The organism is Niallia sp. FSL M8-0099 (assembly GCF_038006945.1).
GTDB lineage: Bacteria > Bacillota > Bacilli > Bacillales > Cytobacillaceae > Niallia > Niallia circulans.
Window position 1 is genome coordinate 663219 of the sequence record NZ_JBBOWF010000002.1, and the last position, 14178, is coordinate 677396.

At 33.5% G+C, this 14178-nt stretch carries 11 protein-coding genes and 1 riboswitch; of the genes, 5 read left to right on the forward strand and 6 right to left on the reverse strand.

All coding sequences use genetic code 11. The features are described 5' to 3' along the window. Positions 1-110 precede the first annotated feature (110 nt). Positions 111-1010 carry a UTP--glucose-1-phosphate uridylyltransferase GalU gene (gene galU / locus NSQ92_RS18045; protein ID WP_095334294.1) on the reverse strand — a complete coding sequence of 300 codons (900 nt, stop codon included), beginning with the start codon at positions 1008-1010 and terminating at the stop codon, positions 111-113. 566 nt (positions 1011-1576) lie between these two features. Here galU and tagU point away from each other — a divergent pair. Continuing rightward, positions 1577-2503 carry a polyisoprenyl-teichoic acid--peptidoglycan teichoic acid transferase TagU gene (gene tagU, locus NSQ92_RS18050; protein WP_341153030.1) on the forward strand — a complete coding sequence of 309 codons (927 nt, stop codon included), beginning with the start codon at positions 1577-1579 and terminating at the stop codon, positions 2501-2503. A gap of 77 nt (positions 2504-2580) precedes the next feature. On the opposite strand, the gene NSQ92_RS18055 is transcribed toward tagU, so the two are convergent. Then, a complete protein-coding gene (locus tag NSQ92_RS18055; RefSeq protein ID WP_341153031.1) occupies positions 2581-4701 on the reverse strand; it encodes a CDP-glycerol glycerophosphotransferase family protein in 2121 nt (706 codons plus the stop codon). A 536-nt stretch (positions 4702-5237) separates the two neighbouring features. Between NSQ92_RS18055 and tagD the strand changes: the two genes are divergently transcribed. After that, entirely contained in the window at positions 5238-5633 is a 396-nt protein-coding gene (tagD, locus tag NSQ92_RS18060) for a glycerol-3-phosphate cytidylyltransferase (protein WP_095334292.1), read from the forward strand. Continuing rightward, entirely contained in the window at positions 5626-6801 is a 1176-nt protein-coding gene (locus NSQ92_RS18065; protein ID WP_144544696.1) for a CDP-glycerol glycerophosphotransferase family protein, read from the forward strand. The genes tagD and NSQ92_RS18065 overlap by 8 nt, the downstream gene beginning before the upstream one ends. A gap of 276 nt (positions 6802-7077) precedes the next feature. On the opposite strand, the gene gloA2 is transcribed toward NSQ92_RS18065, so the two are convergent. Continuing rightward, positions 7078-7467: an SMU1112c/YaeR family gloxylase I-like metalloprotein gene (gene gloA2, locus NSQ92_RS18070; protein ID WP_095329942.1), complete on the reverse strand. Its 390-nt coding sequence runs from the start codon at positions 7465-7467 to the stop codon at positions 7078-7080. Between the two features lie 86 nt (positions 7468-7553). Next, entirely contained in the window at positions 7554-8516 is a 963-nt protein-coding gene (gene galE / locus NSQ92_RS18075; RefSeq protein WP_144544694.1) for a UDP-glucose 4-epimerase GalE, read from the reverse strand. A 370-nt stretch (positions 8517-8886) separates the two neighbouring features. Here galE and NSQ92_RS18080 point away from each other — a divergent pair, with 370 nt between their 5' ends. After that, the gene (locus NSQ92_RS18080) at positions 8887-12501 is read left to right on the forward strand and encodes an alpha-amylase family glycosyl hydrolase (protein WP_341153032.1); all 3615 of its coding nucleotides are present in this window, start codon (positions 8887-8889) and stop codon (positions 12499-12501) included. Between the two features lie 38 nt (positions 12502-12539). Here NSQ92_RS18080 and NSQ92_RS18085 read toward each other — a convergent pair whose 3' ends face one another. Then, positions 12540-13286, reverse strand: coding sequence for a WecB/TagA/CpsF family glycosyltransferase (locus NSQ92_RS18085; protein ID WP_095258457.1), 747 nt, complete (start codon positions 13284-13286; stop codon positions 12540-12542). A 240-nt stretch (positions 13287-13526) separates the two neighbouring features. After that, a riboswitch (cyclic di-GMP riboswitch) is annotated at positions 13527-13615 on the forward strand. Between the two features lie 24 nt (positions 13616-13639). On the opposite strand from NSQ92_RS18085, the gene NSQ92_RS18090 reads away from it, so the two are divergent. After that, complete coding sequence (locus NSQ92_RS18090; RefSeq protein WP_082138394.1) at positions 13640-13786, forward strand: anti-repressor SinI family protein; 147 nt, start codon at positions 13640-13642, stop codon at positions 13784-13786. Positions 13787-14019: 233 nt separating this feature from the next. On the opposite strand, the gene NSQ92_RS18095 is transcribed toward NSQ92_RS18090, so the two are convergent. Next, complete coding sequence (locus NSQ92_RS18095; protein ID WP_163186436.1) at positions 14020-14166, reverse strand: hypothetical protein; 147 nt, start codon at positions 14164-14166, stop codon at positions 14020-14022. Positions 14167-14178 lie beyond the last annotated feature (12 nt).

Consider the following 14178-nt stretch of genomic DNA (forward strand, 5'->3'; position numbering starts at 1 on the left):
AGACTTATTCATAGTGATTTATTTAACTATACGACAAAAAACTGCCTCCTATTAAGGAAGGCAGTTTTCTCTATTTTTCATTTTATTTCCCAAAAACTATCTAAAAGTTATTACTTAGAAAGTTTATTCATTTCTTGTTCTTTTAGTCTTTCAGCAAGCTCTAATATATAACTTCTTAATTGTGAATTAATATCGGTGCGTTTTAACCCCAACTCAATCGTTGTTTGAATGAAACCAAATTGCTCTCCCACGTCGTAACGATTTCCTTCAAATTCATATGCAAAAACACGCTGAATTTTGTTTAACTTCTCAATGGCATCTGTCAGTTGTATTTCTCCTCCTGTGCCAACTTCTTGTGACTCAAGAAAATGAAATAGCTGTGGTGTAAATATGTATCTTCCGATAATCGCTAAATTAGAAGGTGAAGTTCCTTGCTCAGGTTTTTCTACAAATTTCTTTACTTGATATCTTCTCTTTGTATCCGGTAAAGGGTCAATTATCCCGTAACGATGGGTTTCTGAGTCAGGTACTACCTGTACACCTATCACAGAAGAAAGTGTTTGATCATATTGATCCATCAATTGCTTTAGACATGGTTTGTCATTATCAACAATATCATCCCCTAATAATACAGCAAATGGCTCATCGCCAATAAAGTTTCTTGCACACCAAACAGCATGTCCTAATCCTTTTGGCTCTTTTTGCCGTATATAATGAATGTCCACATTAGAAGATTCCTGCACTTTTGCTAATAAGGCAAATTTTTCTTTTGCAATCAAATTTTCTTCTAATTCTAAGGCATTATCAAAGTGATCTTCAATCGCTCTCTTACCTTTCCCAGTAACAATAAGAATATCTTCAATCCCAGATGCTATAGCTTCCTCCACAATATATTGAATGGTTGGCTTATCCACAATTGGCAGCATTTCTTTCGGCATTGCTTTCGTTGCTGGTAAAAATCTAGTTCCTAATCCTGCAGCAGGGATAATCGCTTTTTTCACTTTACTCATAAAAAAATACCTCTCTTATAAATAAATTTTTAGTGCGTCTCTTGCTACTATCTTTAGTATACTGCAATCCAACTAAAAGCTCTATGGCTACACTTTTTGATGGTATTCCCCTTATTTCGCCACTTTTTCACATAAATAAACAAAAACCTAATTTTTTTTGCAACTTTTCTCCTTTAAAGGTCGTCTATACATTCAGGGATTAGTGTATCATCATCTATTATAGAACATTTATCATATACTTTTCGTTATTTAAACAATCTTTACGAAATATTACGCATGGAAGATTAGCTTTGCCGGATAATAATTTCTGCATGTTGTCATAATAATAGGGTTCTAAGCTCTTTTTCATGACTTTATTGTATACGAAAAGTTTATCCATAACATTTAATAATCATTCCAAAAGACCTGTGATAAACAGACGACTATAATTTGCTAAGTATTACTGATTGAAAGGCAATGCTGCTTTTCTTATTGTTACTAAAAAAGATGTTCAGTAGAGATGATTTCTGCTATTCTTGAAATAAGTTTACTATCATTTTTTGTCAAGATATGGAGGATATTGTTAAATGAGTAGAAATAAACCGAAAAAAAAGAAAACATGGTTAAAGGTTACGGGTATTGTGCTTCTTCTCCTTATAATTGGGATAGGAATATATCTGTATACTGTATGGAATTCCCTTTCCACAGCTGTTAATAATATGCATGAGCCGATTGATAGACAGACGACCAAAAGAACGGACAGTTTAAACCTTGGCAGCAAGGAACCATTTTCCGTTTTAATGTTAGGTGTCGATGAGCGTGATGGTGACTCTGGAAGATCGGATACAATGATTGTCCTTACGGTAAATCCTGATAAAAAGTCAGTTAAAATGCTAAGTATCCCGCGCGATACTCGCACTGAAATAGTTGGGCATGGTACTACAGACAAAATTAACCATGCATATGCCTTTGGCGGTGTTGCAATGTCGATGGATACGGTAGAAAGCTTCCTCGATATACCAATTGATTACTTTATGCAAATCAATATGGAAGGCTTTAAAGATATTGTTGATTCTGTTGGCGGAGTAACGGTAGATAATGATTTAGATTTCACTTATGAAGGAGTTCACTTTGCAAAAGGGCCGGTTAATTTGGATGGAGAAAAGGCTTTAAAATTCTCCCGTATGCGTTATGATGATCCAAGAGGTGATTTCGGTAGACAGTTAAGACAGCGAATGATTATCCAAGCTGTTATTAAAGAAGGAGCTAGCTTAAGCTCTTTAACAAATTTTGATTCAATCTTTGATGCATTAAGTAAGAACATCAAAACAAATATTACCTTCGATGAAATGATTGATATTCAATCTAAATACAAAGCAGCAGCTGGGAATATAGAGCAGCTTACAATTAAAGGCACTGGACAAACAATCGATAAAGTATGGTATTTAATTGTAGACGATGCAGAAAAAACAAAAATTCAAAATGAGCTAAAAGAACACTTGGATGTAAAATAAAGAGAAAAAGAATAAGGCAATAAAAAAAGACCTAAACTGGTCTTTTTTTATTGCCTTAAAGTTTTACTTTTTAATGATTACCTTTTGTTAAAAACCTCTTCTACTACTCTTTCAGCAGATTTTCCCTCTTCTAGATAGCAAAACTTGTCATAGAAGGTATTGAATTTATCACTTATTGGGTTAACTTCCGCCTCTTTGATAGATTGAATAACTTCTTCTGTCGTTTTCACTAGTGGACCCGGGGCTGTTTTTTCAAAATCAAAATAGAAACCACGTAAATTATCTCGATAATCTTCAATATCATATACAAAGAAAATCATTGGTCTTCTTAAATTGGCATAGTCAAAAAATACGGAAGAATAGTCTGTTACCAAAATATCCGACACTAAATAAAGTTCTCGAATATCTTCATAATTTGAAAAATCAAAAGCAAAGCCAGTGTATGGTGTTAAGTCAAAGTTTTCAGCTACTAAGTAATGCATGCGCAATAAAACTATATATTCATCGCCAAGCTGATCACGAAGCATATTTAAATCTAATTCTAAATCGAATTTATATTTTCCTCTTCCATAAAATTGATTATCTCGCCATGTCGGTGCATACAGAATAATCTTCTTATCCATTGGTAAAGCAAATTTTTGTTTTAAAGCTTCCATGTTTTCTGCCGTATTATCTACATGTAACACGTCATTTCTAGGATATCCAGATTCAATCATTGTTTTATTAAAAGCGAAAGCCCTTTGAAATATTTCCGTAGAATACGCATTAGGAGAAATTAAATAGTCCCAATTAGATGCTTCTTTTAAAAAGTTATTCTTATATTTAACTGTATTTGTACCAGGCATATGCACTTCATCCATATCGGCAGCCAATTTTTTCAGTGGCGTGCCATGCCATGTTTGCAAATAGGTTGTATGGTTTGGTTTTGGAATCCATAATGGTAAGCGACTATTACTCACCCAATATTGGGCTCTAGCCATTATAAATAACCACTTAATAGAGAAGCGTGGCACTATATTTAAATTTCTTCCTTCGAAATTTTTCATGTACTTTTTATCAACACTCCAGTACATTTTATATTCAGGATTAAAATCCTGCATATATTCAAAAATCGCTCTTGGATTACAGCTAAACTGCTTTCCAGCAAAACTTTCAAATACAACGGATTTTTTTCGAACCGGTGCATATCCCATCAACTTAAATGCTTTTTTATATAACGCTTTGATCTTTCGACTTCTCTTAATATCAGTCAATTTTCTTCTGATTCTACTTTTCCATTCTTTCGAACGATTGTAAACATATACTTTGACGGAAAGATAGCTCTTTACCTTGGTCTTTTTAATAAAAATTCTTCTATCTATTCCATCTATTTTGATCACTTTAGCTCTTCTCGATTGCAGAGGATTAAAAGGATTGAATGTTAATCTTGGACTGACCTTTACTATCTCTTCGCCATTATCTATATAAGAAAGCTCTATATAGAATCGGAAATAGATTAATTCAGATGTATGTAAATATTCTTTTATAGAAAAGGTGCCTTTAAACCCAATATCATCATAATTTCTGATTCCATCCCCGTATAATTCGGTTAAATCCGTTCTAGTCACACTCTCTAAAGGAAGACGATATTGCTCATCATCTAAATGATTCGTAATGATTAGTGTTTTTTTCATATCATGTTTAGCGCCCATAAGCTTTGTATCTAATACATATCCGCTAATATTTAATAAACCGTCTTTACTAAGATAAGCATCTTCTACTTTCGAAATAAAAGACCTTTTCGTTGTTTTCAGAGAAAGATTCATTTTATTAGTTGTATATGGATAAAAAACAGTGCCCATATCAGCATATTGATAGTAGATCAAATTTAATTCTTGGCGATTACTTACGATACGATATCGTTTGTATTCATCCTCTTCAGACTCAACAACAATATAGACATCCCATACTCCAGATTGTCCAAAAAAATCTTTTTCTTTATGTAAATCAATAGTAACTTCATAACTTCCAATCGTATTTTCATCGTCCAATGTATGAAATGGCAGATATTTTTCACTTTCCGTCTTTCTATTTAAAATGAGGAACGATGCTTTATTATCCTCTAAGATACTTGTTTTAAAACCAAATTGAATACTGAGCATATTGTGGATAATGCTGATCGTTTGTATTTGTTTATGATTAAATCCAGATTCACTCATTAAGAATCCCCTCTCCAAAATGCAAATTCCATTAAATCAAGTTATTGAATTATAAAGTTTATCCATTATCCGACAAACTTCTTATTCATCCATTCTCTTATAAAACACCTAACCAACATTATATATAACAATGTGCCGGAATTCAATCAACCATGAGAGCAACATTTATAAAGGTTGTAAAACTTCAAATAATGGCAGAGAGGAATAAATAAAAAATCACCTTTTTTCGCTATTCTAAACAAGGATAAAATGCATTCATTTGATAAATGATAAGAAAACATTCTTTACTATTATTTTAAACAATTTTTGCATAAATATTTCATTTTATGACAAAGCAATGATGATACTTGTCAATAAGCGGAAAAAGTTTTAAAATAAGATAATTAGGGAAAGCTAAAAAAAAGTTTTTCGATTTCACAATCATCATTCAAACATGGAACAATTATTATAGGTGTTTCAAATGACACATCTTAAATAATTAGCCTTTTAATAATTCTATCCTTATTAAATTTTCTATAATTGTAGGAGGAAAAAAAATGAAGAAAGTTATTACCTATGGTACCTTTGATTTATTACATTGGGGCCATATAAATATTTTAAAACGAGCTAAAGAGTTGGGAGATCACTTAACTGTTGCACTTTCTAGTGATGAATTTAATGCCATTAAGAACAAACAAGCATATCATAGTTACGATAATCGCAAAATGATTTTAGAAGCAATCCGTTATGTGGATGAAGTAATTCCAGAGCATGATTGGGATCAAAAAATCAGAGACGTTGTGGATCATAATATTGATGTTTTCGTTATGGGAGACGATTGGGAAGGAAAATTTGACTTCTTGAAAGATTATTGTGAAGTTGTGTATCTTCCAAGAACCGTTGGAATCTCTACAACAAAAATTAAAAAGGACCTATTTAAAGTAAATGGTTAGAGAGTTAGCCATTTACTTATACTTAAAACTATTTTCTTTTCTATTTGAGATAGCAAAACTATTTCCTTTACAGAAGAAAATAGTTTTTTGTGTGTCTTTTGTTGAAAATACAACTCATCTCTATGATGAACTGAAGAAGAACAATCCAAACATCCCATGTATTTTATTAGTTGACTATAAAACCTATCGATTTTTCAACGACAAAATGATAACAGATCCGATTCTATTATTTTCTCCCAAGTATCCTTTATCTTTTCTGAAAGGAATTTTTCATCTAGCAACATCTCAAGTGATTGTGCTGGATAATTATTACGGGTTCTTATCTTCTGTATCATTCAAGGAAAATGTTAAAAAACTTCAAATTTGGCATGCTAATGGTGCTATTAAAACATTTGGGTGGAAAGACTTAAGTGTCAAAGATCGTTCCAAAAATGCTAAGGAAAGATTTGCAGCCGTTTATAAACAATTTGACTATATTATCTCTGGATCAGATAAAATGTCTGCTATCTTTTGCGAAGCTTTCTCTGCTTCCACCCAGCAAATTTTAAATACAGGAATACCTAGAACTGATATTTTCTTTGATAAAGATCATATGGAGAAAATAAAAACTAGTTTTTATAACAAATATCCTAATCTAAAAAATAAGAAAATCATTCTTTATGCTCCAACTTTTCGCGAAAACGAAGAAGAATCAGCTAATCAAATTCGATTAGATCTTTCCTATTTAAAAGACAATTTAGAATCCGATTATATACTTCTCGTGAGACTTCATCCCAGTATAACTAATCAGATGGATTTTAGTGAGTACAATGGTTTTGTTTATAATTTTTCTGATTATCCTATTTTAAATGAATTGTTATTTATTACGGATATATTAATAACCGATTATTCTTCGATTCCTTTTGAATTTTCCTTTTTACAAAAGCCCATGATTTTTTATCCATATGATTTAGATGAATATAGAAAAACTCGAGGCTTCTGGGTTCCTTATCATGAACTAGTTCCCGGTCCTATTGCCTATTCAACGGAAGAAATTGTGCAATTTATTCAGCATTCATCTTTCAAAATGGAAAAAATAGCGAAGTTCCATCAAGAGTGGAATACGTATTCAATTGGTAATTCTAGTATAAATGTAGTTCAAACTATAAACAGCTGGTTAACAAAATAATAATATATATAAAGAAGTGACAGATTAACAATTGTTAATCTGCCACTTCTTTATAAGCCGACATTTCTCGGGAAATACTTGTCAGCATTTGTTGATAATTTAGTGTTTTCAATAAATACAAACGCGGTATATATAAACTATAAGAAAAAGAGTAGAAAGGATGATAAATATGAAAATAAAAGCTGGTAGCTGGAGATTACTAAGTTCTCAGGATAAGCAATTTATTTTACAAACTGTTTGTACCCTTTCTCAATATAAGGGAAAAGCACATTCTAATTAAGCCTCATATAATTCAATTGGTAACCCATCAGGATCCGCAAAAAAAGTAAACTTTTTGTTCGTAAAAGGATCGATCCGAATATCTTCCACTGTAATATTATTCGATTGTAAATACTGTACAGTTTCTTCTATATTATTCACTTCAAAGGCAATATGACGTAAGCCGGCAGCTTCAGGATAACTTGGTCTTTCTCTTGGATTAGGAAAGGAAAATAGTTCGATTTGATAGATATTGTTTACTAAAAGGTCTAGCTTATAAGAATCTCTTTCTTCTCTGTATACTTCATTTATAGGCTTAAAGCCTAAGAGTTCCACATAAAAATGTTTTGATACTTCGTAATTGCTGCAAATAATCGCTATATGATGAACCTTATTTATATTAAACATTTTATAACTCCTTTTCCGTTAAAAATAAACATCGTTATGCTAGAAAAAAGCGAAGAAACTGTTTGGATTCCTTCGCCTTCTATCTATTATTTATTGTGCCATTTCCATGCACTTTCAATAATTGTCTCTAAGCCTCTTTCTGCTTTCCAGCCTAGTTCGCTGAATATTTTCTCCGAGGAAGCAACTAATCTTGCAGGGTCGCCTAATCTTCTGTCACCTAAAATCACATTTGCCTTTGTGCCAGTAACCTTTTCACACATTTCAATTACTTGTTTGACAGAATAGCCTACTCCATTGCCTAGATTGTAAGTTTCTGCTTTCTTGTTTCCATTTAATAGAGCGTCTAGCGCAGCTATGTGAGCATTTGCTAAATCTGTCACATGGATGTAATCACGAATGCATGTCCCATCCTCAGTTGGATAATCTGTGCCAAAGACAGAAATAGACTCTCTCTCTCCTAATAATTGCTGAAGAATAATAGGAATTAAGTGTGTTTCTGGATCATGATTTTCCCCGATTTCACCAGATACATGAGCACCAGCAGCATTGAAATAGCGTAAAACCACATAATGAAGACCATATGCTGCATGAAAATCAGCTAAAATTTGCTCTACCATTAATTTTGATCTACCATAAGGATTAATAGGTGCTGTTTCTGATGTTTCTACAATTATTTCTTCTTTTGGAATTCCATATGTAGCCGCCGTTGAAGAGAAAATAAAGTTTTTCACATTATGTTTTAACATAACATTTAATAACGTTAATGTATTGGCTACATTATTCTCATAATATTTATATGGATCTTGAACAGATTCTCCAACTAGACTATATGCTGCAAAATGCATAACTGCTTTAATTGGATATTTAGAAAAAATTGCTTCTAAATCGTCTGCATTTCCTAGATCTCCTTTTACAAAAATAGCACGGGAATCTACTGCTTCCTCGTGACCTGTTGCAAGATTATCTAATACGACCACTTCTTCTTTCTCTACTAATTCTTTAACCAAATGACTGCCAATATAGCCAGCCCCACCTACTACTAATATCATAGATAATTCTCCTTTAAGTAACAGTTTATCCTCCCTTCTATTTTATCACATTTTTTGTAATTTTTTTTACTGTAAGATATTAATCGTAAATTGACACTAAAAAAGGAATAGACTATTGTCAAATAGACAAAATCATAGTATCTTTAAATAGACTTAAAAAAGAAACCGCTCTCAATTTTTCTTGTCTATCATTCTAACAACAACGTCTTATTTTGCTATTTCGCGCAAACGTTTTCACGAATACCCCATCATGAACTCACTTTGTTAATAAATCACCTTTATGCTATTAGGGCAATCGTTTTCTTTGCAGTACATAGGTAGTAACAGAAGTCTTTCTGTTCTCATAAAAAAATGGAAAGGAGAATGTTTTTTGAAAACAAAAAATCATCCTTATCTCGTACTATGTTTAATTTTTCTTCTTATTTTCAGCAGCTATGGAGGCTATCTTCCAAGTAAAAAGGCAAAAGCAGATAATTTACCAGATTCTCCTATCGTCAATGCTGATAAGTCTGTGCAATTCTCCTATGATAATGCATCGGCACAAGACGTGAAAGTGGCAGGAAGCTTTACTGACTGGCAAAATGGAGCATTAAGCATGAAAAAGGACAAAGACAATCGCTGGTCCCTTTCTATTTCAAATCTAGCAGCTGGCGTCTATCAATATAAGTTTATTGTTGATAATGAATGGATAACAGATCCAGCCAATGAGATTATGGAAGATGGCAATAGTCGCTTTGTTGTTCCCGGCTTAAACCTTGATTCTATACCGGTGAAGGTTGAAAAAAATAAATCATACCCATTAGAAGCGACGCTAGTTAATAAAGATGGCAGTACACAAAAAGAAACAGAGCTTACGTGGTCACTTAAAGAGAAAGTAGAAGGGATTAACATTGTTGATGGCCAACTAACAATACAGGACAATGCAAAAGCTAATGAATCCTTTATCCTGCTTGCTGATAAGGATGGGGAAAAGGTAGAAAAGAAAATTGATATTGTTGGCAATATGTATTCATATACTATTAACTATTATCGTCTAGATGAAGACTATACGAAATGGGATTTATGGATTTTTAACAGTGGGGTTCCTGATAATGGCTTTCCATTTACAGAGAAAGTGACAAATGATTATACGTTTACAAGTGGGAACTATTCTTTTCCAGAAAATGAAATAACGATTATTCCTCGCAAAGGAAATTGGGAAGCGCAAGATATACAGAACTCTATTAAAATAGCGGATGGCAAACAAGCTGCTGAAGCATGGATAATTGAAGGGGTAGAAACTGTTTTCTATACAAAAGATGATGCTATTAACGCAATAAAAGATTTAAAAGGAGGGGATTATGTAAGGCGCCATATTCAGTTTATGTATGATCGTCCTGATTTGGATTATAAAGACTGGAATATATGGGTATGGGGGACTGGTGTGAAAGATGATCAAATCGATTTTGATCAAAACCTTCACGGGAAGGCGACTGCAACAATTAATGTAAGTGAAGCAGCCCAAAGCGTTGGATTTATTTTACGAAAAGGCGAAAATTGGGATACAGCTGTTAAAGAAGGAAATGGAGATCGCTACATATCTCTAAATACATCGGATTTAATCACAAAGGTTTATGTTACAAGTGGGCAAGAGGAGCTATTTATTGTGCCTGAAGTTACTGGACCCGTTTTAGAAAACGGAAATGCTACCTTCTACTATAGAGACAAAGATTTATATGCAAAGAATGAAATGGATAAACTAGAAAAGGTAGAACTTCAATTTAATGGAAAACGTTATAATATGACGAATGAAGCAAAAAATGAGCGTTTTTCCTATACAATTGAAAATATCCCAGAAGGAAAGCATCCCTATTCTTTCTTTGTAACAATCGATGGGATCGAAACAGAAGTAACTGATCCCTATAATACGGAAAATGGCACATCCATGCTTGTTTATGAAAAAGCAGATTTTAACTTGCTTACGGATATCACTCCAAAAGAAGCGACTTATAACGACAATGCCGTCCTTTCCGTTGATTGGCAAACAAACAAAAATACAGCTATCCGTGAAGTGTATGCTGATTTAAGCGCTATTGGCGGAAAAGGAAAAGTAGCAATTGATCCACAATTAAAGGAACTTACCATCGCTATTGACCAAAATACAACTACAGGAACGAAAGAAATTCCGGTATATATTACTGATCAGTATGGCAACATTCATACCGAGCAAGCAAAAATCACAGTTAAAGCAAGACAATCAGTGGGAAAAGATGATTTTGACTGGGATGAAGCGAGGATTTACTTTATGCTAACAGACCGATTCTTTGATGGAGATTCATCGAATAATGATCCATATGGCATTGGCTATGATACAAGTAAATCTGGAACCTATCATGGTGGAGACTTTAAAGGAATTACAAAAAAGCTAGATTATCTCGAAAATCTAGGAATCAATACAATATGGATTAATCCTATAGTAGAAAATATTAAGTATGATGTTCGCTATGAAAATCCAGATACTCCTTATTATGCGTACCATGGATATTGGGCTAGTAATTTTGAAAAATTGAATCCTCATTTTGGATCAATGGAGGATTTCCATGAACTAATTGATGCAGCCCATGAGCGTGGAATAAAAATTATGGTGGACGTTGTCGTAAATCATGCGGGCTATGGGTTAAAAGCAAGTGATGCCGTAAAGGATGGAAAAATCGCTAACTTCCCTACTGCTTATGATAGAAATCGTTTTGCTGGAATGTTCCGTGATGGAGGCACAGATACTGTACAAGGCGAGCTATCAGGACTGCCTGATTTCTTAACGGAAAATCCAGATGTAAGGAAACAAATTGTAGATTGGCAAACTAGCTGGATTGAAAAATCAAAGACAGCGAAAGGAAATACCATTGATTACTTCCGCGTGGATACCGTAAAACACGTTGAGAATACAACGTGGTCAAGCTTTAAAAATGAATTAACAAAAATTTTACCAACCTTTAAATTAATTGGAGAAGCATGGGGAGCTCAAGTGAATGATGACCAAGGCTATTTAAATAGCGGTATGATGGACTCCTTATTAGACTTTGACTTTAAGAATTTAGCACGTGACTTTGCAAATGGTGATATAGAACGTGTCCAAAGAGCTTTAGAAGATAGAAACAATAAGCTTTCAAACACAGGTACATTAGGACAATTTCTAGGTAGCCATGATGAAGACGGCTTTTTAGAGTCTGTAGATGGTGATATTGGAAAGCTTAAGCTTGCAGCCGCATTGCAAATCACCTCTAAAGGTCAACCTGTCATTTACTATGGAGAAGAGCTTGGTCTGTCAGGAGCAAATAATTATCCATACTATGATAACCGCTATGACATGGATTGGAATCTAACGGAAAACAATGAGGTTCTGGAGCACTATACAAAACTATTAAATGTTAGAAAAGAATACTCCAGCATATTTTCTAAAGGGACTCGTGCTCACATAGCAGGTAGTGATGCGGAAGGTTATTCTGTATTTAAACGAGAATACTCAAATCAACAAGTTTTTGTTGCCTTAAATACGAAGGAAACAGCGACAGAAGCTGCCTTTGAAGTTCCATTTATGAAGGAAGCAGTAGATTTATATTCTGGTAAAACATATTCTGTTAGTGAAAATAAAATTACGATAACTATTCCTTCTAGAGAAGACGGCGGAACTGTTTTATTAGTAGATGCGGAGCAAGCAGAGCCACCTCAACCAGAGGTACCTTCTACTCCTGGAGAAACGGATTCAGAAACACCTCCAACATCTAATGATAACGGAGTGAAAAAGCCTGAATCAGATGGTTCCAAAAATCAAGGTTCTCATCAAGCAGCAGAACCCCCCAGCATTCCAAACAAAGGAAATGGAAAAGCTCTTCCTAATACTGCAACTGACTCCTATAACCATATTTTAATCGGTTTAGGTCTGCTAGTAATTGGAATTGGAACGGTAATATTTATTCGAAGAAAGAAACACACAGCAGATGAATAAGAAAATACCAGATAAGGGTTTTTCCTTATCTGGTATTTTCAGCTTGTTTTTCTTTGCTTATAAATAGAATAGAAAAAGGAGACATGCCCAACGACATTGCGTTTCCATAATCTTCTGGGTTCTTTTCCCATTCGATATAACCACTCAAGACGGAGATCGCGAAAGATTTTAGGAGCTCTTGTCACTTCACCGGAAGAAAAATCAATAAAAGCACCTACTGCCATCGTAATCGTACACTTTAGCTTTGAACGATATTCATTAATCCATTGTTCCTGTAACGGCATCCCAAATCCTACTAAAAGGATATCTGCTTTACTCTCATTAATCTGACTAATTATATTTTCCGTATTCTCTTTCGGGAAATAACCATCCTGGTTCCCTACAAATAAAATATTCTGATATGTTTGCTGCAGCCGCTCTTGAGCCTTTTGTGCGACACCAGGTTTAGCTCCCAAAAGAAACACTCGAAATGATTGGTTATGCTTCTCTTCATTTAATGACTCAAATAAAGCCGGAATAAAATCTGTCCCATTTAAATTTTCCTTAAAAGAGAAGCCAAAAAGCTTAGCACCCATTTCAATACCAATTCCGTCATTTAACAATAAATCAGCATTATTCAGCATATCACGATATTCTGCATCCTTTTGCGCAATATTATATCCATGATCATTTAGAAAAAAAACATCCGTTGCTTTTCTTTTGTCTAGTTTTTCCTTTATATACGTAATAGCTTCTTTTGAGCTTATAACATTTACTTTTAAATTTCCTAGCCATTTCTTATCCATTTTGTATCCCCTAATGAGAAATTTTTTAAAAAAGCCCTTTTCTATTATATAAAAATTGTCTACTAGAAACAATTCATGCTAGTAATACCTCTCTCTTTCTATACAGTACAATTTACAACATTTACCATTTTCCCTTTTTTAAGAAATATTTACTATGCCGATGTTGGAATATGTCGAAAGTTTTCACATGAAAATGTTTTTAACTTTTGCATAATAGTGATAAAATTTTACTGTACAATTAACAGATAAAGGCAAACCATCTGAAAGGGTGGGACGCAAAGCTTCAGGTCTAAGGTAGATTTTTTTACTATGATGGCTGGGCCACCTTATATTCTATAAGGAGGTTAATTATCATGATTAATTTGTTTCCCACCGAAATTCAAACTGAAAGATATTTAGACAGTGAATGGTTATCGCTTATCTCGGAGGCAAAAAAGCAGGGCTTAACGCATGAAGAAGTCCGTGCAGTGTTAACAATACTAGAAAATAGCAACGAATAAATTTTTAGAATATTTTAAAATATGATAGCGTTTCAACCTTAATAGCGAATCTATTAAGGTATTTTTTCTCTTTTATGTCACCCGCAAAAAAAAAGTGTCACATTGGACACTAAATAATGGGGAATAAAAGCGAAGTGTGTATTGATTTTTTCTAATAAAGGATGGATGTTTCAAAGAAAGAGCTTTGAAACGGAAAGATAATTTTGGCGTGAGTAGTGTATAGAGTGAAAGCCTTAAGATGTTGGGGAAGTACGAGAGATAGTTTCCATCTGAATAATATGTTCTAGCTGTTTTATTCTTACATTACATTGTTCTAATTTTTCATTAGTCTTGGCCTGCATTTTAATTAATGTAACCATTAAATCTGGTACATTATTCACCTTGTTTTCCTC

Bases quoted from the DNA above. Each gene is read 5' to 3' on its own strand.
- gloA2 (WP_095329942.1), bottom strand. From the start codon at position 7,467: ATGTTTAATATAAATAAGGTTCATCATATAGCGATTATTTGCAGCAAT.
- tagD (WP_095334292.1), top strand. From the start codon at position 5,238: ATGAAGAAAGTTATTACCTATGGTACCTTTGATTTATTACATTGGGGC.
- galU (WP_095334294.1), bottom strand. From the start codon at position 1,010: ATGAGTAAAGTGAAAAAAGCGATTATCCCTGCTGCAGGATTAGGAACT.
- NSQ92_RS18055 (WP_341153031.1), bottom strand. From the start codon at position 4,701: ATGAGTGAATCTGGATTTAATCATAAACAAATACAAACGATCAGCATT.
- tagU (WP_341153030.1), top strand. From the start codon at position 1,577: ATGAGTAGAAATAAACCGAAAAAAAAGAAAACATGGTTAAAGGTTACG.
- NSQ92_RS18085 (WP_095258457.1), bottom strand. From the start codon at position 13,286: ATGGATAAGAAATGGCTAGGAAATTTAAAAGTAAATGTTATAAGCTCA.
- NSQ92_RS18090 (WP_082138394.1), top strand. From the start codon at position 13,640: ATGATTAATTTGTTTCCCACCGAAATTCAAACTGAAAGATATTTAGAC.
- galE (WP_144544694.1), bottom strand. From the start codon at position 8,516: ATGATATTAGTAGTAGGTGGGGCTGGCTATATTGGCAGTCATTTGGTT.
- NSQ92_RS18065 (WP_144544696.1), top strand. From the start codon at position 5,626: ATGGTTAGAGAGTTAGCCATTTACTTATACTTAAAACTATTTTCTTTT.